Raw genomic sequence first — 22174 nt, forward strand, 5'->3', positions numbered from 1 at the left:
ATGGCAACGATTGAGTTATATAAAAGTAAGATAAACAATATGTCTAACTATATTAACCAAGCTAAGTCTGCTGTTGGAGACTTCTGCGTGGATTTGTCTGCCCTAAAATCGAAAGTTCTCGGAATCAACAGCAGTGTATGCGATAGTGTTGTCACGAGCATCTCGACCTCATCTCAGACACAAGAGCAGCAGATTGCAGGTCTTGAAGCTACACAAAGAGAAGTCGATGAATTCATTAACTTGACAGTAGATCGTGATAACTCTGCTTCTTCTGAAATATCTCGTGCCAAGAAGGACTTTTACAAACAATACTCTTATCTTAAGCCTGACTGTGAGAAGACCGACTGGGAAAAGTTCTGCGAAGGCTTAAAGAAGGTCGGTCAGTGGTGTAAAGATCACTGGAAAGAGATTGTGCTTGTAATTGAAATCGTAGCGGCTGTTGTCTGCCTTTGCGTTCCTGGCTTACAGGGTATAGGCACTGGTATTCTTATCGGAGCCTTAAAAGGTGCTTTGACCGGCGGCTTGATCGGCGGAATTACCAGTATGCTAACCGGAGGGTCATTCCTAGAAGGATTTGCCCAAGGCGCATTAGATGGTGCCATAATGGGTGGTGCCTTGGGCGGCGTAGGTGGAATCGCTGGCAAATTCATAACCTGCGGTTCTAAATTAGGAAACGCAATACAGACAACCTCTAAAATCAGCGGAGCCATTTCCAATAGTATGGATGGTTTCGACATGGTTTCATTGGGACTTGGAATGATAGATCCTAACAATCCTATTACAGAACTGAACAACAAAATGCACCAGAGCGATGTATACAACAAGTTCCAGATGGGTGTTAGCTTGGTATCTTCGTTCTCAGGTGCTGCTTCTCAGAATATGGCATGCTTTGTTGCTGGTACATTGATTCTTACAACTGCTGGTTTACTTGCAATTGAAAAGCTTAGAGCTGGTGATAAGGTCTTAGCTGCTGATCCTGAGTCATTTGAAGTCGGTGAGAAAACCATTCTTGAAGCATTTGAACGTAAGGTATACAAGCTTGTTCATCTTACAATAAACGGTGAGAAGATAGTAACTACTGACAATCACCCATTCTATGTACAAGGCAGAGGATTTATCAAGGCAGAAGGTCTTTTCGTAGGTGATAAACTCATAAGTGTTGACGGTAAAGATCTTATCGTTGAAACACATGATATTGAGCAGTGCGAGAAGCCTATAACTGTTTATAACTTCAAAGTTGAGGATTACCATACATACTTTGTTGGCAATTGCAAGATTTGGGTTCATAACAATGACTGTGTAAAGAAAGTCGAATCTGGTGAAATAGAACTGGAAACAAAAAAACAAAAAGGCAACTATGGTGAAATGAAGATGGATGAACACTATGACAGCAAGGGATTTGAGAAAATGCATAATGGTGTTGAATCACTGGACGATAAAATTCATCATGGTATAGATGGCGTATATAAGAATAAGGATCCGAATGGAGATCCTAAATTTATCATAGCAGAGGCAAAGTATGGTTCTTCGCAGTTAGGTAACACCAAAAAGAGCGGTCCGCAAATGGGTGATAAATGGATAAAAAATAATATAGGAAAAATAGTCGATGACCCAGATGACATAATCGAAGGACTTGCAACTGGTGATACTGTTAAGGAATTGTTCAGAGTAAATGTAAGTAACGATAACGGTTTAGTAAATGTTACAACTAGTGTTAAGTCATTAAAGTAGACAATTATTTACATCAAGAATTTTTGATATTAAGGAGAATATTATGCGAGATACAATTAAATCAAAAGAGTATTTTGATGAGTATATTTTGAAAATGTCAGAAGGAATCAAAAGATTTGAAGAGGGTATTGCTGCTGGAAAATACTTAAATGACAAGATACTTTTTGTAAAAGATTACATTTTACAAAAAAAAATCGGGATAATAATCGCTAAGTATTCAAAAGGTGATTCAATTGAAGAAATAAAAAAAGAATTTGAATCTTCTTTAGATTTGTTTGGTGAAGCGTGGGATGATTCAGTATACGAGAGCAATATTATTTTTGCTTCTTTAGCATATCTTCTGAATTTGGACGATGGTAAGTTGAATATAATAAAAAATAAATTGAGGAAATCTGAAACATATGATTCATTATTAGATTTTATCCTCATTGGAAATAAAAGTGAGTTTGATACATCGAAAATATCCTTTCCTCGTCCATACAAAAAGTTAGTAAAAAGCATTAACGATGAAGATAGAGATGCTTTTCTAAAATATTTGAGAGGATGGTATAAAGGCTCTGTAGATAGTGCTTGGTATGGTACACATGAACTGGTGAATAAATATCAGTATTATGGATATTGGTGTTTTGAAGCTGGTGCTATTGCAAAAAGACTTGGTTTTATAGATGACGATTTGAAAAATGAGCAATATTATCCATATGATATGGTTCATTTCGTATAATGATTCGTAAACAGTCCAGAAGAGAATGGAGTGATAAAATGTCAGATATACAAAATGAAAGACTCATTGAGTTTATATCTAATTCAAAAGTGGCGTTTATTAATGGTCAGTTCCAAGAAGCTTTTACACTCGCAAAAGAAGCAATTAAGCTTGATGAAAACTGTGCAGATGCTTATCAGTGTGCAGCTAATGTATGTATGTCACTTGGTAGATATGAGGATGCAATTGAGTATTACCAAAAAGCTGTAAACTGCGATCCGAACAATGGAAATCGCTTTTTCAGCCTCGGCTATGCACAGGCAAGCGTAAATAAGATTGCTGAAGCCATGCAGAATTTTGCTAAAGCAGATGAGCTTGGGCTGAATGAAGATGCCGCAGGACAGATGTATCATATCCTTGGAATTGTAAATCAGGAGTTTGGAAAGCTTGATGATGCTCTCATCAATTTGAAAAAGTCGGAGCTTATCATTCCGGCAGACATGGATATACTGAAACGCAAGGCGGTTATCTATGGGCTTCTTGATGAGATTACAAATGGCTTGCAGACTGCTAATCAGATGAAGCTGCTTGCACCATCTGACTATTCCGGCTATCAAGCTGCTTACATTTTGCTCAAACAGGCTGGACGTATAGACGATGCGTTTAAGGAATTGCGTTATGCTCGAATGAACCTCCCCTCCTTCCCTTTCGCTCTTTGCGGGGATATGGTGAATTACGAACTTGTTAAGCATGAACAAGATGGCGACACGATTCATTTTGAGAAAGCGTTAGCTTATATTAAGCATTTCCTGAAAAAAGAGAAACCGAGTATTTCTGATGTTGTCGAGTGCTATTTAACTGCCGCCGATCTCTATCTTCAGCTTGAAGATGCTGATAAAGTCATAGAGTGCTTAGTTGCAGCGGAAAAGCCTGTGTTCTCTTATAACAACGGCGTTCTGTTTGGAGAGTATACACCTCAACAGTTAGATCCAAACTCGATTTTAAATGAGATGAATGCCAATCTTTATCGCTATGAACAATTGAGTGTTGAACAACTGGAAGCGATGAGGAAAAGCGGTACATATATCACTCCGACTGAGGAATCTAAAGCAGACAACGACGAATACAAGCTCACTGACGAGGCGTTTGATATTTCTGCTGAGGATAGAGACAGAATCAATCGTATGTACATTGGTGCGTATACGTTACTTGAAGACAATCGTAAGATAATGTACTATGCTTTAGAGTTACAAAAGAGTCAAGAGCCTTCAATGATTGAACTCGGCTGGTACACGGAAGCGAGAGCAATGCGAGATCTTAACTTGGATGGTTGGCAGGATCAGTATGGTTCAGTTATTAAAAAGCTGAGAAATAATATACTGAAAGATCCTACAGACATCAATGCAATGATGCTTCGAGTGAGATGTTTAATCGATACTAAGCAGTTTGATGAAGCAGAAGAAAAGTGCAAGTATCTCAAGGAAGAATTACAGAAACCTCTTATGGAAGAGCTGAACGAAGCTAAGAACGGAGGTAAGTAATATGGCATTTCTTTTTCATGACATTGTACTTGATGATACAGCATTTAAAACGGCGTCCGATGATATGGCATCGCTGAAACAGCAAGCTGCTAATCTTAAAACCAAGCTTGAAAAAATGTACGAAGATGTAACAAGTGCATTGGATACTTCGGCAGGAGATGAAATTCAGTTTACAGCTAAAAATGTTCTTCTGCAGCCGATTGAGGATATGAGTGCAGTTATTCAGCATATTTCTGATACGCTAAATACTATAATAGGCACAGGATACTATAAGGATATATTCGTTAAGTTCGAGGAACTGAACGAATGAATAAAACGATATTTAGGAGGAATTAACTATGGCAGGCATGGGCAAAACAGGAACAGTGAATATCACACCTGAGATGATGGATGAAGCAATCAAGGCCATTCAGGCATACCGTACCACCGCTTTTGGTGCTGCTGACGGTAATGGTTCTGATGGTCTCTATGGTACTGTAAAGAAAGAGGTTGAAACCCTTACAGCGAGTGATTTCACTGGTTCAGCATCGAAAGGCTTCGTTAACTTTTACACAAACAATATTGAACCTGCAACAGGTTCAAGTCTCAAAGGTGCGCTTGAGATGCTTGAATCAATTTGCAAGAGTATCAAATCTGCTATACCAGATACTGAAGGCGTTGATGAGCAACTCGGAACGGAAAATAACAAGTAATTTATAGGAGGATACTAATATGGCAGGTTGTAGAGTAGTAAAAGCGTCAATGGATACGAGCGTAACAAATCTTTTGAACTATTCAACCCAGTATGGAGAAGCAGCAACGACATTTGTTGCCGCCTTTAAAGCTGCTATCGAGGCAATGGAAGGCGACGCTAAGGATGCTTTAGTTGAATTTTTTGAGACTAATATTGAAGGTCTTGTAACTAAGGATATTCCTGGTGCAGTTAAGGGCCTTTCAGAACTTCTCAAGGCGAATGCGCAGAATTTTGATGATGTTGATGCTCAGCTTGCGAATAGCATCAGAGGAAATGGTGGAGGCAATGGTGGCAATTAACCCACCTACATAAGTGTATAATGTACCTTCGCACTATAAAAAATAGTTGGTTGGATTGCGTACAGCCTCGGTGCTATTATTTGGCTGAGGCTGTACTTTTTATTAGGAGGTGGCAATATATGTTTAGAGAGTTAACCGATGCAGAACTTGCTTTACTAAGTGATTCTGAGAAAGAAGTATATAACAAAGAATTACTACTATATAAAGAGAGGATGGCTTTTGTCGGACAGCTTGAGAGAATCGAGGGTGCTGATTATCAGTATAGAAAGCCAAAGTTCAGTGGTATTAACCCAATTCCCAAAATTGATGTCCCACAATGTGATATTGTCGCTCCAAAGAAAGTTTCTTTTCCACAGGGATTATTAGATAAGATGCGTAAGGTGGTTGTTTCTTATTCGAGTTTTACTCCGCCTAGTAAGATCCACATTAAAGGAATGTCAGATCAGCGAGGCGGTGCTGTAAGGATAATGCCAACAGTCATGCCCATAGGGAAAATACGTCTTGCAGGTATTCCTAAAAAGTCAGGTAGTGCTATTGCAAAACTTCCTCAGATCCAGCCTGCTGGCTCGGTAAAGGTTACTGGTATACCGGAAAAGCCGGATAATGCTATTGCAAAACTTCCACAGATTCAGCTTGTGAGTTCAGCAAAGGTTACTGGTATGCCGAAAAAGCCAGATGATGCTATCATAAAACTTTCTCAGATTCAGCCTGTTGGCTCGGTGAAGATTTCCAGTATACCGAAAAAGCCAGGTAGTGCTATTGCAAAACTTCCTCAGATCCAGCCTGTTGGCTCGGTAAAGGTTACTGGTATACCGGAAAAGCCGGATAATGCTATTGCAAAACTTCCACAGATTCAGCTTGAGAGTTCAGCAAAGGTTACTGGTATGCCGAAAAAGCCAGATAGTTCTATCACAAAACTTCATCAAATTCAGCCTGTGGTGTCAGTTAAGGTCACTGGTATGCCTGAAAAGCCGGATAATGCTATCGTAAAACTTCCACAGATTCAGTCTGTAGGTTCAGTTAGGATCACTGGTATGCCTGAAAAGTCTGATAGTGCCATCGCACATCTTCCCCAGATTCAGCCTGTTGATTCGGTAAAGGTTACCGATATGCCGGAGATAAACATACCTGCAACTCAATCGATAACTAAAGAAACGGTTACAGATGTTATTCAAAGAATAATACTATTATGCAAGGAGCGTAGCAAATGAAAAATAATGAAATCATGATTTCAGTTCAATTTGATTTTCCTAATGATTCGAATAAATATGGTGAAAAATTCTCTGGAATCACTGATAGTCTCGCTTTCCTTGTTAAGGATGATATAACACTAAAAGCTTTTATTGAAGGCCTGTATTATGGACTTCATAATAATTTTCCAGAACATTTTATTCTTTTTAAGGATTATCTAAAACACCGTAAGCAGTTTGTTGTCGATTATTCTCGAAAAGGCAAATTCAAGGTTATCAATTTTGAAGAAGAATTGTTGTCTAATAAGGTAACACTAATTGAATTAGGCTTTGTTACTTCAAGCGTTTTACTGATAACTATGAAGCGTAAATTGGAGAGTCAACTGCTCTTTGATAAAATTCCAAGTAGCTATATTCTTGATTCCGATGATAATCCCCTTGAATACAATATAAGCAGTCGTACTCTTGAAGCGGTCGATTCATCGGATATTGAAATTCTCCCTCCAGGTGATATACCTGAAAAAGACGAAAGAACGTTAGCCGACATTTTGATACCTACCGTTCTTTCTACAGGAGGAATGATAGGCGTTAGAGCTGTGATGTCTAAATCTGCCAGTTCGAGTGGTATGGGTGGTATGATGTGGATGATGACGGCTGCTACTGGTGTAATGACTTTGGTTACATCCACCTACAACTATTTTAAACAAGGAGCAACGAACACTAAGAAGAAAACCGAATGGAAAGAAAACTACGAAAAATATATTAAACGTCTGATTGACGAAAAGATAGGTATTTGGCAAAAAGCTGACCTCACCTATCTTCAGTCGTTGTATCCGGATATGTTAAAACTGTTCGCACAGTTATCTACACTAGATTCTGCTATTTTTTCAAGATCACAAAATGATAACGATTTTATGCGTATTACTTTAGGTGTATCAGAGCATGTGAAACCTCTTTTCGATATTAAATATGAGAAAAAAGATGAGATTTTTTCTGATGTTTATTATCATTTACGGTACGAAACATGCACTAATAGCAAAGACGAGAGAACAACTGATAAGAGAATCGCAGGGATCTATATTCTTACACCTGAAAGTGAATTACCGTGGTATGCATTTATAAAGAAACATACACGGAAGGATGAGGAAGCAAAACTCAAGAAGTCTCAAAGGGAAGGGCTGATCTCAGAAGAAAAAGTATTGCTTTCTGATTTGCCATACAGGTTTTCCACAGAATATTTCCGATATATTGATGGTAAAACATGGGGTAAGAGCGGTATTAAGGCACCATATATGCTTGATATAAGAAATGCCGGTGCCTTGGGTATAGTTTCTCCTGACAATTCCTTTGCACATGATACTATTAAGCACATTGTATTAGAACTCGCTTATTATCATTCTCCGGAAGATATTCAATTTGTATTTTTCTTTGAAGAGGGATTGAGTATAGAGGAGCAAAAACAAAGGATTGATATATATAAATTTCTTCCTCACTGCAACGAATTACTAGAAAATACATCTCAGTTCGTTTTCGACAAAGAGAGCGCTGGTCTTGTTTATGGTCAATTATTGAACATAATGACTCAAAGAGCCAAGGACATACAATCCGATGAAGAAAACGAAGTTGAATCTGAACATAACACCCAGATAGTGTGTGTAGTATTTGAAGATTATAATATCAAGTCTACTGGTTTTTCAAAATATCTTCCCGAAGCTCCCAAAGAGGGTGAAGACTACCAGAATAAACTCGGTTTAACATTTATTTTTTGCCGCGATGATAAGGATAAGCTTCCTCGTTATTGTGGAGATGTAATTTACATGAATGTAGACGCTAAAAAAGTGGGATATGGCTACGTTGTACCACGCTATAGCGTTATGACACGAGAGAACATCTTAGCTAATATGACGGAGACAAATAAGTATCCCAATTTCTGGAATGACTATATTTTCTCTTCTAAAGAATACAAAGAACAATATGAGCTTGCATACCGAAGACTTGCAGCCATTTATTATACACGTATTGCAGAGAACGGTCAGGTGCCAAGCATGGTTACCTTATTTAAATTGCATGACATTTCTAGTGATGATATCATTCCTGAAAATGGTGTGGATAATCCATTATCTACCTCACCTTTTGCAAAACGCATACTTGAGTGCTGGGAATCAAGTGAAGAAGAATATGACGTCACCAGAAATTTACGTGTTAAGATTGGTGCAAATGAACATGGATCAATGTCACTTGACTTATATGAGAAAGCAGACGGTCCTCATATGCTTGTTGCAGGTACTACTGGTTCCGGAAAATCCGAAACTATTATCACCTATCTAATCGGATTGTGTATGAAGTTTTCTCCCATGGATTTAAACTTAATGTTAGTTGATATGAAAGGTGGAGGTTTTTCAGATCGTTTAGGAGATTTGCCACATTGTGTCGGCGTAGTTACCGATACGGCAGGTGAAAGTGAAGGAATATCATCCGCATATATGCTGAAACGATTTCTTGAGACGCTTAATGCTGAAATTAAAAAGAGAAAACTACTTCTTCAGGAATTTGGAATAGATACAGCGGATGCATATATTCGCGCAAGACGAATAATGGTAGAAATTTCCGGAATGATCGAAGCTGATGGGACGAAGTCTTTGAAAGAACTCTATGAAATTTCAATTCAGCTCAAACAGCAAAAAATAGCCATAGACGATGCTGATTATTCTGAAACAGTCAAGAAGATTCTTGAGAAAATGAGTAAACTTAACGCTAAACAGATGGACACATTTGTTAATAAAGGACTGGATAAAATCAAAAGTCTTTCTCATCTTGTACTTGTAGTTGACGAGTTTACTGAATTAAAGCGTTTTTCAAGCGAAAGCAATGACGTTGACTTTATTGCGGAAATAACAACGATTGCCCGTGTTGGCAGAACGCTTGGATTTCATATCATTCTTGTATCACAGAATATCGAGGGTGCTATCACTGACGATATAAGAGTAAACTCTAAAGCAAGAATCTGCCTAAAGGTTGCCACGAAGCAAGCTTCCAAGGAAATGATTGATAGTCCTGTGGCGGCTGCTCCGAAAATGCCGCTGAACGGACGAGCCTATTTACTTGTAGGAACAGGCTCTCGCTTTGAGTACTTTCAATCTGCCTATACAGGTTCTAATCAAAATACAAGCATTGAAGATCCTGTGAATATCACATTTGTGCCTGACAGCGGAACTTTTAATGAAAAGTTCTATCGTTCAGATAAGGATAATACTGTATTGCAGGCACAACAAAAAAATGTTGATCCTAATGCTACTCAATTGAAGTTTGTTGTGGACACTATTATTGCAGTTAATACAGGAAAACAAATTCCAGAGACAATATTCCTTCCCCCATTAAAAACTAAGATAAAACAACCAAAGCTTATAAATGCAACAGAATGGAGTTGATACAGCAATGGACAAGAGAAACTTGATTTGTACGTTAGGTCAGTACGATATTCCTATTGTACAGAAGCAACCTCTTTTTAAAGTTGACTTACTCGACAAAAATATAGCTCTGTTCGGTGCAGCAATGAGTGGAAAAACAAACTTCCTTAAATTACTGATTCAAACGCTACATATTATCACTAATCCTGATGATGAGGAAATTTTTATATTAGATTTTGGTGGAGCTCTTGCATCCTATAAAACTATGCCTCTCGTTGCAGCATACTTTGATAATTCCAATGAAGAATATGTTAAGCGTGTTTTCAGGATACTTGAAGAAAGAATCAAGAAGAATACTGAGATTCTGGAGGGAACCGGATTTTCTTCATATTTCGGTGAAAAAAAGATTGTTCACACGACATTTATAATTGATAATCTTAATTCGTTCCAAGATGAACCGAGGTATTCAGCATATCAAGAAAAATTCGCCAAAATGTGCAGAGATGGTTTGTCAAAAGGCATTTCAATTGTATTTACTGCATCAGATACTAAAGGGTTATCATCATATCTCAACAATTTTGGGCAGAAAATCGCATTTGAAATGCCCTCGGATAAATATATCGAGATATTCAATTCAAAAGTATCAGAAATCGGAGCGATTCCTGGGCGCGGCTTTGCGAATGTAACCATAAAGCCTGATAATATTGAAGGTACATTTAGAATGAATGCACCATATGAGGTTCAATGCTATATTTCTGATCAGATGGAGCCTGATAGTAGTTTTTTGTTCTGCTTAAAGAGTAAGTATCACTACAACGAAGAAAGTGGTAGAGAAGAAAATGGCAAGTTTGACAGGTGTGTAAAGAAGCATCTGACATTCAATGGCGATTTGACTCGTGACGAGTATCAACGTTTAAAACAAGAACCTATAACAACGAAAAAAAATATTCCTTGGATTCCTTGTCCTGTTTCTGTTGGTTTGGATTACATTGACTTTTGTCCGGTGACAATCGATTTCTCAGAATCAAGGGTACTCGGCATTTATGGAAAAAAAGGATATGGAAAAACAAACTTGCTTAGAGTCATTCTTGAGGATTTATTTAAAAAGAAATCATCTTCGAGGTTTGTATTTTTTGATGACGGAAGAAAGCAGCTTGAAGAATTCTATAATAGATGTGAATCACTTGGTTTGGACTGTATAAAGTTTTATGAAACAAAGAGAAACTCACCGCTCCCTCCAAATAACGATAGTGGAATGAATCAAAAAACCCCAACTGATTTTATGGACATTATAGATAAACCGACTACTGCATCTGGTTTCAAGAAGACTTTATCACCGTTTCAGCAGTTTTACCATTTCATTAATGATTATTACATGGATCTCACTTGGAATGGAATTTCTAATAATCAACTTAAATCTCCTGTGGCAACTTATATATACGGTGAGGAGATGGCAGGACTTATGCCGTCTTACAACGAAGAACTAAATCCGATTAAACCGACGGTATTTATTCTTCAGAGTAAAATGCTTTATTTAAGCGCTAATGGTGAGAAACAGTTTATAAACAACATTCTTCCAAAACTCGCAGCCATCGCCGAAGAAAAAGATCTGATTTTTATTTTCACTGATGTGCAAAAAATTACAGATCAAGAAAGCAATAACTTTTTTAATAATTCATTAAATGCTATTTTCTTACTCGATAGTATCGCAGAATTTGCTGCTGAACGAGGACAAAAGACAGTATTCGGCAGTATGGATGTAAAAGGATTAAGGGAAGAATATGCTCGATGTGAAACTGGGGATGGTTATTTTTATGATATAGAAGCTGACAAGCTCATGAAGATGAAGTTTATTAGGCAAGACAAATGGAGGTAATAGTAATGGCTGATGGTAATCATATCAGATGTGCTGATATCGAAAAGCTTGTACAATTTGAAAAGGATAGTCAGGTAGCCAAAACGGACTTTGATAATATTATAAAGGAATTCAAACGGATTAACGAAGCATTACTCGGAAAATGGCAAGGTGCTGGTGCTAATCAATATCGAAAAGAGGTTGAACACATTCTTGAAAAAATCGGAAGTGTTGGAGAAGTTCTCGATGCGATAAATGAAGGGGCTGTAAAAAGTGCAAGAGATGCATATTTGCAGCTTGATGCCGATTTAGCTGCGTTCAATGAAAATCCAACTTCTGAGGAAGGTGGAAATTAATGAACAAAACGGTTAATAGTTCAGACGATCTCGGAAATATTGAACTTTTTGATGAAACCAACGATGACATTAAGACTGAGATCGTTCTTTTTGAATGCAACGATACCGAGGTAGATCAATCTATTTTTGGAATTTTAGCTTTACCAGAGAACTTGGATTAGAAAGAGATGTGATTCGGTGAGTACCCAGATAAAGGGCAGTAAATTCATTTATGAGATAGATGAAAAGGATTTCCCACATGGCTTTATTGCCCAGGGAACTGAAAGCTTTGTATTTAAAGGCAGAAAAATCTCTGTAAACGGTCAAGATGAAGAAGAGTTATCATTCTCTTGTGTTTTGAAGTTTAAGCCCTACTCTCGTTCTCGCTTTGAGCGATTTACGAATAATGAACTTAGAATATTTGAAGAACTTCAAGAGTGTCGTAGTGTGGCTCGGATATATGATGTTATAGAAGATCTTGGCGAAAGTTTTGATTTGAAAACGCCAGAAATATCAAAGCACATCCGAAGTAAAAGCATTGAATTAAATGGTGCAATGATACCTTGCTTCTGTGTTGTTGAAGAATATATCGACGGTTGGTCTTTGGAACAATACTGTATCAGGCAGTTTTGGGGACTTGAGAAGTTTAAAGATAATCGTTGGATTAAATACCATGAGTTTAAGGACTTTGAAAAGGAAGAAGTTCTAAAAAAATACAAAGATGAAAAAACTTTTTTCAGATATCAAGATAAAATGTTGCATTATATGCTGAGTCTGTGTGGTATATTACAATTTATAAGCATGACATCCAAAAAGAAAGTGCTGCATCTTGATATAAAACCCGAAAACATCATGGTCACAAGCCAAAGCGAAGAATTAGTTTTAATTGATTTTGGACGATCAGAATTTTTAGATGAGCGTGATCGATATATATATCATAAGCTCGCACCATTTAAGTACATAAATGATAATGGTGTCAGAGTCAAAGAAGACATCAACCATCCATTTTGTCATGGAACGATTGGTTATGCAGCCCCGGAAGCTTTTAGGGCTGCAATAGATGACAGTTTCCCATTAACTCTACTCAATGATAAAAGTGAAGACAAAACAAATGGCTTTGAAATTGGAAGAATGTCAATTGAAAGCGATATTTTTTCATTTGGGGCAACCTTCTGGGAATGCCTAAATATTGTTGAATTAGTAACTAACAGCGAAGAATTCTCAACTTTAAACCGTAAATCACGCTTTTATGAATCGCATTTGCTGAATCACGATTCTTATTATGAGCGAGATTTATCTCTTGAATGTACTGGACCATTAGGTGGAAGATATAATCTTGCCTTACAGAATATTATAAAGAAATGCACTCGCAAACGCTTAGATGGGTATATGAATGATCCAGCATTCTATCATGGATATGACGAGATAATTCGTGATTTGGAAGATGCAAGAGACTCTATTCCAACTGTTAAAAAGGGGGAAAACAAACAAGTAAAAAATTCCTCTATAACATTTGGAATTTGCATTGGTTGTTTCCTTTCGTTGCTACTGATATCGGGTGTTTATCGAGCAATTGGTGCTCGAATCGCAAAAAGCAACTGGAATAACCTGGTCAGTGAGATAAATAATCACATAGAACAAGGAGATTCTGCATATCAAACCACAAAGCAGGGGGAGCTGTCTGAAATCGCACTTGAACGAATGGAATTGGCAACTGGAGCACAGGAACTTGAAGTTTGTGATGAAACGTTCGTGTTCTTATGTAATGATAATGTGATTAATTCCTCAGAGGCGACACTTATGATTACATTACTTAATCAGCTTGATGATAACAATGATAAGATCCAATATGCTGATAAGATTATTGAGCATGCTAATCCAGTTGAGTTGCCTTCAATTGCGGCGAGTGTCAATTCGCTAGGCCTTTCTACAGACGATATTGGTTACAAGCTGGCAATAGCTCTTTACTGCGTTGATCGAGAAAATGATTATGATTATGTAGATGCGTATGATTTGATTGTACAAAATGCTAACTTAAAAGAGTACCGTACCATTATCAAGATGCTAGCCGTTACCTTAAACAACAAAGGCGACTATGTCATAAATCAGATAGCTGAGAAAAAAAGCGTGAAACGTTCAGAGGTTATTGAAACGCTTAATAGTCTTGAAAAAATGTGAGGTGGCAAATGTGGAATTCATAAAACGAATCAAGATGACTTTTGACAGAAGATTCGAGAAAAAACCTGTTATAGGTAACATTGTTTACGGCATTTTCACCGGATTTGCTGCTTGCACTTGCATGCTGGGTGTTTTTATTATATTTGCAGTCATAACGGGCCTTCATAGCACGCTTGGAATTAACTACAAATCTTGGCACCTTTTCATGATGCTTTCGCTGTTCGTTGCATTGATCGCATTTGTTTTAGGAGCATTTGCGTACTTTCCTTATCGAAGGAAGGGAAACAGCTTGTTCAAAAAAGAATATATTAATGGAACTTCATATAAAGCTTTGCATAATCTATTAAAGCCAACGAAAAGCGATAACTCTCACGAAGAAAGCGATGATGATAAACATGAGTAAAAACAGATACTGCGGTATTTTGCTGTATAGTGTGATATCATTTCTCATATCGGCTTTATCATTTATTCTGATTCCTTTTTCTAATTTTGAAGGAACAAAACTGCAAAAAGCAATAGCATATATGGTCGGTTTCATATTCTGGATAGGACTAATTGTAGGTTTAATACTAACGCATTATCTAGGTAAGATCCGTCAGAAGCATAATTATAGAAAATACGTCCTTCCAGGAATCCTTTGTTTCTTTAAAAATAAGAAAAGCAAATATATCGATATTCTTATGATCATTTCGGCAATTGCTTTTATTATTGTAAAGACTTCGTTTTCTAGTGAGATATTGGTATTGAGCATAACGCTATCACTACTGGTATTCTCTGTTTATATTCATTCAGTCTTAAATGGAAATAATTACGCATTTGCAGTTAAGAAAGGAGTACATCAATGAAAAACGCAAGAAGAATGTTTGCTTTTATCTCAGCACTTGCACTTGCTTTCAGTTATAATGCCCCAAGTTTTGTGGCTATTGCTGAAGATACTGTAGATCTCAAAGATAGTGTTGAGCAGCAAATCGCGGATGTATCTGAGCCCACCACTGAAGAAAATGACTTGGAGTTAAATGTTGTCATTCCCAATAACTGGACAAATAATTTTGATGAGTGGACTGTAGATGTTAGTATGGATGCAACGTTATATTACAAGACAAGTGAAACTCCTCTTGCTAATCATATGTGGGGAACTTATTCTGATTCTGATGCCAAACTTTGGAATGATGGTACGACGTTTGAAGACGGCGAGGGATATATTAAGTTCTGGGCTGTTAGAAAACAAGATGATCAGGATGAAGTCGTTGATTGTCAGGCTTTACCTTATATGTATGATACAACAATCCCTGACGCTTTCAGTGTAGAAAAAATCAGAATCGATGACAAGAATTTTGATATAAAAAATTCATCCTCAATAAATGATAACCTGTCTTCTAATCTTGAAATATACTATGTACTTGATAACAGCGAGGTGACAGAAAAGTCCGAAATCGAAGCTGTAGGCAATAGAATTTCACTTAATGATAATAACGGCGAGTACGGATTCATTCTTCATGGCGAGTCATCAATGATAGATCACGAAGTGGTTTTTTATGTAATTGATGAGGCGGGCAATATTCAGCACACATCTATTGCTATAAAGGATACTTCTAAGCCGTATCTGAGTGTATCAGGAATTGATACGGATCAAAACAAGTGGAATAATAGTTTAAACTGGCTTGTAACATCAATTCCGACAGAGGATGTATCAATCTATTACAAAACATCAAGTACAGATGAGCATGACTGGGGTGCGTATGGATCAGCAAGTGTGTGGAATCCTGAATGGGACTCTGAGGCGTTAGCCGATGTTATTCCGGAAAATCATCATTATGTTCATTTTTGGGCTGCCTATGACAATGACACTGATCATGAAGTGGCAGAGGAGACTTTTCATTATAATTTCGATAAAACAAAACCTACAGAGTTCGCTGTCAATATGTCTGATCCGTTTTGGCCACAACCCGGAAATTTCTGGTGGTCGCAGCGTAGCTTTACGACTGATGCACCGTTTTATGAGAGCGGCTCTGGAATTGAATCGGTTACATATAATATTGGCGGAGAGGGAGAACAGTATGTAGAGTTCAATGAATCAAATGGTGGGTACGTATTTACTACTAACATAAATAATGATGACCGTCTAGCTAATAATACAATTACATTTATTGTTAGGGATAGAGCGAAAAACGAACAAACCTTTGTAATTAATGCCATCAAGAGTTCAAAGCCAGTTATAAAAAAAGCTTCTGTTGTCTATTATGATAAAACAGAAGATCTTGAAAAGGCAACAGCCAAACCTTCACTTATATTTGGAGATGAAAACTCAAAGACGAATCCTTACTCCAATGCAATATATGCAAGTGATAACGACTATATCAAACTTGAAGTTGATGATGCATCACTTAATAGTATTATTGTTAATGTTAATGGAAAGCAACATAGCTTGAGCGTTAGAAACCAGCAAGATGCTGAAAGAAATGGAATAATCGTATACTCTGATAAGTCCAACTATAGATATAAAAACTGTTACATCCCAGTTAGCAAACTAAATGGCCTTAATAAGCAAGGAGTTAACACTATCAGCTTTTTGATAAAGAGCCACAATAATACGAAAAGTGAAGAGTCGTATCTTCTCGATTCGAAAAATAATCATTGTGATATATTCTACGATCCTAAAGACCATTATGATTCTACTGTGTCTTTCTCTGCCACACCACAATATGTTGATGAGAATGGTAAAAAATATTATGGTGGATCATCTTTTTCGGAAGAGATTGAAATTACCATAAAAGATGATAAAGGACTGAAGAATTATACTTGCACCGTAATCGGTCCTGACGGAAAGATAGTTGAGGCGTTCCCTCCTGATGATTTATCTTCTGGAGCTTTAACCACTGAAACGATTGAAGTTGATAGTGAGGAGATAGTTGATGGTGAGACTGTAATAACTACAAAGTCGGTAGATATTTCGTATAATGTTCCCGTAGATCGTAAGGAACATATTATTGAAATTAATAGTGACAAATATCAGGCAAATGGACGCTATACATTAAAAGTACAAGCAACAGATCTCGCTGGAAATATAACCGATGAAAACAACGGTACATATGAGTTTTACGTTGATACAGATGCACCTACAGTTATTGAAGATCGGTATACTTATACACCCTCTATTCTGAAGTACTTCACTTTCGGAATTTTTGGCAATAATTCCGTTAGCCTTTCTGTTAAAGTTGAAGATAACGAATCTGGGTGTGGCTTTTCTGATGAAACCGATGAAAAAGTTAAGCTTAAGTGGGGCGAAGAAGAGTATAAAGTGAGTTCATCTTCTCCTAATGGACAGACGAGAGAATTCGTGTTTGATAATCTCCCTATAAATGCTTCTGGTACTGCTTATTTTATAATTGAAGACGCACTCGGAAATAAATCCAATTATTATCTTACAATAATAGATGGTGTGGTTTCAACTAATGAATCTAGTTCGACATTGTTGCAGCTGGAAAATGTAAAGCCGAGAGCTGAAATCATACTACCAGAGAATAACCAGTACATTGTTAATGGCGAAATATGGTATCCTTCTGCGTTCAATTATGAAGTAGTTGCCTCCGACAAAGACTCAGGTTTGAATAATGTTTCCTTGAATGTGAGGGATTCCAATAATAATGCTGTTTATGATCAGTACTCACATTCTGAAAATGGAGTAGTTGTTGATGGTCAAACAATTAAGTTTGCTTCTCCTGACACCAAAACCAAATATACTGATGAAGCGCGATATAACTATAGCATAGACTCCGAGGGGCATTATCTCTTAATTGCCGATTCTCAAGATAACGCTGGTAATAGCGCTTCTGAAGATACTGAGTTATCCTTGAAAAACAAACGTGAAAAGATTGTTCATATCGATACTAAAGATCCGATGATAACTGAATTTCGATTCGAATCTAAAGGTGAAAACGGCAGCGATATTGAATATTCGACTTATGGCTACTTCTTTAAGGAAGATACAATTGTGCGTGTCTATGTAAAAGATGAGGATGTTTCGTCAGGCATAAATTATGTCACATTATATCGCCGTGAATCCGGTCAAGAAAACCCTATTTCAGCAACTGTATATGCTAGTGGTACAGAAAACTGGAATTCTCAGGAGGGATACGCCGAGTTTAAGATTGAGAAAGGCTTCAAGGGACAAATATGGGCGATTGTCGTTGATAATGTGGCTTCCTCTAATTACTCAAACGATAATTATAGACATACATCAGGATTGAAATATGCAAACGGCACTATAGTTGAGGGTGCGGTACTTCACACGAATGTTTCGTCTATTAGAATTGAAGAATCAAGCACAGTATCTCCATCAAATGTGTACCAGGAAAATGACACGAATATTGTATTCTACAATAAAGATGTTCCGCTTATTATTACCGTTGAGGATTCTTTTTCAGGCATCTCTGAAATAGAATGGTCGATTGCAAATGATAACAAACAAGGCATTATAACGGTAAATGAGAACGGGGATATTCAAACCACAGGTGATGAGGCTATTATCATCAATGAATCTATAGTAAGGGACTCTAATCTTGTAACGAGTTTACAATTCATGGTGACTGTAACCAGTGATACAAATGACAATCTTGTTTCTGTTAATTTGACAGATAATGCAAATAACAAAGCCGAAGCTGCAACTACAAAGAGCTATAATGTAGATAAGACTGCTCCCGCTATTTCATCAGCTCTAACTTCAAATGCAGCTTATTACAACGGAGATCAAGTTGTTACGATTACTATAGATGAAAGAAATTTCAGATCCAAAGATGTACATTTTACGTTGAATGGTGATGAAGTTGAAGTTACATCGTGGGAGAATGATCAAAATAACGCCAATGTACATATAGGAAAATATACAATCTCGAAAGACGGAGTTTATAGCTATAATATTTCCTATATCGATATGGCTGGAAATCACAGTCAAAATGGTTCGACCACTTCCTTCGTTGTAGACCAGACACCTCCGGTTCTTAAGACTAATTTCAATGAGTTTAAAACATCAAATAAGGAGCACTATTTTGGTGTTAGTCAAATTGACAAAAACATTGTAATAACAATCACTGAACATAATTTTGATCCTTCACTGGCACACATTGAAATAAAGAGAAAAGATCCCGGAGAAGCACATGATGAGACCGGAATGGAAATTATTTCAAGAGGTGATTGGAGTACAGATGAGAAGGATAAAGATAAACACACATTTACCATACCGTTCTCAAACAAGAAAGAAAACGGTAAATATGATACATATGATGGTATTTATGTCGTAAGTGTTACTCCATTTGATATGGCATCCAATTCAGCTCCATCACAAGAATCTGTAATATTTGAGATTGACTTCACAAATCCAGTCATATCGCAGAGAAATGGAAATTCTGTAAGTAATGCTGATAAGTCCTATACAAATTTGGAAATTTTTACCGATAGCACTGGTATTGAAGAGGGGTTTATTCCTTCTGTAGCAATGAGTGATAAAAATCTTGAACGTATAGAATATGTACTAACTGTTTACACACCAGAATACACAAACGGAAAAGAAATCGGTACAATTACTCCTTCAATGTATGAGGATGACGCAATTAAGCAGATTGTTGAGGTAGGTAATGAGAACGCTAAGACAAAAGAAGCGATATTCACACTCCCTGAATTCAAGAAAGATGGTATTTATTCTTTTGATTTAACTGCTGTTGATAAAGCGGGAAATAAGAGTGTACTGTGTCGAAACACATCAGTCTTAATGATGAACTCCGACGTACTCGCTTATATCACAGAAAGCAAAAAAGCCGATAACATCAAGGATTCTACAGGTTGGTACTCGTTACAGAAAGACGAGAAAACACCGATAAGCAAACGTCCTGACGATTTTAAGGATTTAAAAATCACAGTGTTCGCTCCTACAGATTCCAAAACCAATATCGTATTACGAGACCAAAATGGCAAAACAGATGATACCGGTTTAACAGCAGATAACAGCGAAGATATGTATGCGGTAGGTGTTTATAATTACACATTACCAGGTCAGTTCTTCATAGATAATTATCCTGAAGGAACGAATAAGGACATATATTTAAGAGCTGAGAACACGTATAATGGAGAAACTTCAAACATATCTCTTGCATGGATAAGGATAGATGCACTTGCTCCATCATGTAAATTACCGAGTGATCTGAAAAAAGGAGCGGCATTTATCAAGAATTCTAAGACATATACCATTACCGATATCAGTGAATCTCTTAATCCTGACGAGTGTAAAGTTTATGACAATGGAGTACTCATGACCGATTTCACTTATTCTGATGCGGATAAATCATTATCATACACATTAGATAAGGGAAGACATAATCTGAGTTTTGTTTTAGTTGATGAAGCGGGAAATCTTTATACAGTACAGGAAGTATCTTTCATTCAAGTAGGACTTCTCTATTGTCTGTGGTTTAGAATCCTATTGGGCTTCATTATCGCTGCACTCGTAGGAGTCAGCATATGGCTGTTCAAAAAGAAAAAATCACACACTTAATTGTCGAACACCCACGAAACACCAAAATCAAGCACCACACCCTCTTGTATTAAGCAAGAGGGTGTGAATATGAAATGGAGGAAATAAAATGTACACACCCAATCCTATAAACACAGATGATATCACACTCTCGGAGGACTTATTAGCTCTTACAGAGCAGATTGCAACAAATGTCCACGATGTGTGGGTGCCCCCTTCCCGGTAAAATAGACACGAAAAAGCACACAAAAGTCGAATGAATCACCGGATTGCTCCGGTATGCTCATGCGACATTTTGCCGATTCAACTGTCGGGCATACTCCATCGGGGATAACCAGTCAATGGAAGAATGAGGACGCACTGGATTGTAAAAGCCCTCAATGTATCGAAAAATTGAATTTTGCGCCTGCCGACGGGTTGCGTAGCTGGTCAGATATACCAATTCACACTTGAGGCAGCTGAAGAAATTTTCCGCCACCGCATTGTCGTGGGGCTCGCCCTTCCGGGACATACTCTGCACAAAGCCCAGTTTTTCGAGCTTTTCCCGGTACGCCGCTGCCGCATACTGCACGCCCCGATCCGAATGAAACATCAGCCCTGGCGCCGGATGCTCCCGTTTTACAGCCATGCGGAGTGCCGCCAGGGTCAGCGCCGTATCGATGCGGTTGGAAAATGCATAGCCCACCACTTTCTTGGTGCAAAGGTCTTTTACGATCGCCAGATACAGCCATCCTTGCCCGGTTGGAATGTATGTAATATCACCAACCCAGACAGTATTTGGCTTAGAAACCTGAAAATTCCGGTTCAAAAGATTCGGTGCAACAGGGTGGGAATGCCTGGAGTTTGTGGTGCGCTTGTATGCGAATTTGCGTGCGGACTGGATGTGCAGCTGCCGCATCAGCCGGTAGATCCGCTTTCTGGAGCAGACCATTTTCCTCCGGATCATGTGAAACAGGGTGTCCAGCCCGGAGGCTGGCTGTTGCTGATGCAGGGTAATAAGTTGACGAGACAGTCGCTGATCCTGCTGTTTTCTGGGGCTGATGCCCCGATGAAGCCAGGCGTAGTAGCCGCTGCGGGAGATTTCCAGAAGTCGGCATAGCTGATCCACAGAGACTCCCGCAGATGCAGACTGGATGAATCTGTATTTGTCCTCTATGGTCTGGAAAGTATGCCGACGGATTTTTTTAGGATCTCGATGACCTCGTCTTTCTGCGCCAGCTGCTTGCGCAGTGCTCTGTTTTCCGCCTCCAGATCCCGCTGACGGCGTTCCAGGCGGTTCTGCCGCTCGGTTTCCTTTGGCTGGATGCCGGACGCCTTAAGCCAGTTCCGGATGGTATCCGTACAGACGCCCAGTTCTTCCGCCATCTCCCGCATGGGGCGACCTTCCTCGGTCACCAGCCGGATGGCACCTTCCTTGAATGCCGCATCATAGCGTGGCGGCGCTTCATGTTTTCGTTCTTTCATTCCAAACCCTCCGTTTTCTTTCTATTTTATCACATTCTTTTTTGTCTATCAAATCGGGTATGGGGGCAGTGGGCGGCTGGACGTATTAAAGAGGGCTGGATTTATGGAGAGATTAAAAATACCGAAGAGAAAACCACGCCTTGCCTTGTACCGTATGATGAGCTACCAGAATCTGAAAAAGAGTACGATCGTAATACTGCGATAGAAACGCTCAAGCT

Annotated in this window: 16 protein-coding genes; 14 read left to right on the forward strand and 2 right to left on the reverse strand. The window is 38.1% G+C overall.

Translation table 11 applies throughout. From position 1 onward, the window contains the following. From DW015_RS04695 to DW015_RS04760, 14 genes are all read left to right on the forward strand, one after another. Nucleotides 1-1731, forward strand: a complete 1731-nt coding sequence (locus DW015_RS04695; RefSeq protein WP_117904540.1) for a polymorphic toxin-type HINT domain-containing protein — start codon at nt 1-3, stop codon at nt 1729-1731. 43 nt (nt 1732-1774) lie between these two features. Beyond that, nucleotides 1775-2452 carry a PoNe immunity protein domain-containing protein gene (locus tag DW015_RS04700; protein WP_117904541.1) on the forward strand — a complete coding sequence of 226 codons (678 nt, stop codon included), beginning with the start codon at nt 1775-1777 and terminating at the stop codon, nt 2450-2452. A 38-nt stretch (nt 2453-2490) separates the two neighbouring features. Next, on the forward strand, nt 2491-3972 hold the full coding sequence (locus DW015_RS04705) for a tetratricopeptide repeat protein (protein ID WP_181979834.1): 1482 nt from the start codon (nt 2491-2493) through the stop codon (nt 3970-3972). Nucleotide 3973: 1 nt separating this feature from the next. After that, the gene (locus DW015_RS04710) at nt 3974-4282 is read left to right on the forward strand and encodes a hypothetical protein (RefSeq protein ID WP_117904545.1); all 309 of its coding nucleotides are present in this window, start codon (nt 3974-3976) and stop codon (nt 4280-4282) included. A gap of 28 nt (nt 4283-4310) precedes the next feature. Beyond that, nucleotides 4311-4664 (forward strand): hypothetical protein, encoded by a 354-nt coding sequence (locus DW015_RS04715; protein WP_117904546.1) that lies wholly within the window; start codon nt 4311-4313, stop codon nt 4662-4664. A gap of 19 nt (nt 4665-4683) precedes the next feature. After that, nucleotides 4684-5004, forward strand: a complete 321-nt coding sequence (locus DW015_RS04720) for a hypothetical protein (protein WP_117904549.1) — start codon at nt 4684-4686, stop codon at nt 5002-5004. A gap of 119 nt (nt 5005-5123) precedes the next feature. Next, nucleotides 5124-6215, forward strand: a complete 1092-nt coding sequence (locus DW015_RS04725; RefSeq protein WP_117904550.1) for a hypothetical protein — start codon at nt 5124-5126, stop codon at nt 6213-6215. Beyond that, nucleotides 6212-9622, forward strand: coding sequence for an FtsK/SpoIIIE domain-containing protein (locus DW015_RS04730; protein WP_117904552.1), 3411 nt, complete (start codon nt 6212-6214; stop codon nt 9620-9622). Before DW015_RS04725 ends, DW015_RS04730 begins: the two co-directional genes overlap by 4 nt. A gap of 7 nt (nt 9623-9629) precedes the next feature. Continuing rightward, a complete protein-coding gene (locus DW015_RS04735; protein WP_117904554.1) occupies nt 9630-11477 on the forward strand; it encodes an FtsK/SpoIIIE domain-containing protein in 1848 nt (615 codons plus the stop codon). 5 nt (nt 11478-11482) lie between these two features. Further along, nucleotides 11483-11812, forward strand: coding sequence for a hypothetical protein (locus DW015_RS04740; RefSeq protein WP_117904555.1), 330 nt, complete (start codon nt 11483-11485; stop codon nt 11810-11812). Beyond that, nucleotides 11812-11973, forward strand: a complete 162-nt coding sequence (locus tag DW015_RS13370; protein ID WP_181979835.1) for a hypothetical protein — start codon at nt 11812-11814, stop codon at nt 11971-11973. Before DW015_RS04740 ends, DW015_RS13370 begins: the two co-directional genes overlap by 1 nt. A 16-nt stretch (nt 11974-11989) precedes the next feature. Continuing rightward, the gene (locus DW015_RS04745) at nt 11990-13969 is read left to right on the forward strand and encodes an AarF/UbiB family protein (protein WP_117904557.1); all 1980 of its coding nucleotides are present in this window, start codon (nt 11990-11992) and stop codon (nt 13967-13969) included. Next, nucleotides 13956-14372, forward strand: a complete 417-nt coding sequence (locus DW015_RS04750; protein ID WP_117904558.1) for a hypothetical protein — start codon at nt 13956-13958, stop codon at nt 14370-14372. The genes DW015_RS04745 and DW015_RS04750 overlap by 14 nt, the downstream gene beginning before the upstream one ends. 438 nt (nt 14373-14810) lie before the next feature. Then, nucleotides 14811-20513 (forward strand): hypothetical protein, encoded by a 5703-nt coding sequence (locus tag DW015_RS04760; RefSeq protein WP_117904561.1) that lies wholly within the window; start codon nt 14811-14813, stop codon nt 20511-20513. Nucleotides 20514-20775: 262 nt separating this feature from the next. On the opposite strand, the gene DW015_RS04770 is transcribed toward DW015_RS04760, so the two are convergent. Continuing rightward, nucleotides 20776-21672, reverse strand: coding sequence for an IS3 family transposase (locus tag DW015_RS04770; protein ID WP_117904565.1), 897 nt, complete (start codon nt 21670-21672; stop codon nt 20776-20778). Further along, the gene (locus DW015_RS04775; RefSeq protein ID WP_117904567.1) at nt 21645-21956 is read right to left on the reverse strand and encodes a transposase; all 312 of its coding nucleotides are present in this window, start codon (nt 21954-21956) and stop codon (nt 21645-21647) included. The genes DW015_RS04770 and DW015_RS04775 overlap by 28 nt, the downstream gene beginning before the upstream one ends. Nucleotides 21957-22174: the final 218 nt, after the last annotated feature.

The organism is Ruminococcus sp. AF37-20 (genome assembly GCF_003460465.1).
In the GTDB taxonomy this organism is placed as follows: Bacteria; Bacillota; Clostridia; order Oscillospirales; family Ruminococcaceae; genus Hominimerdicola; species Hominimerdicola aceti.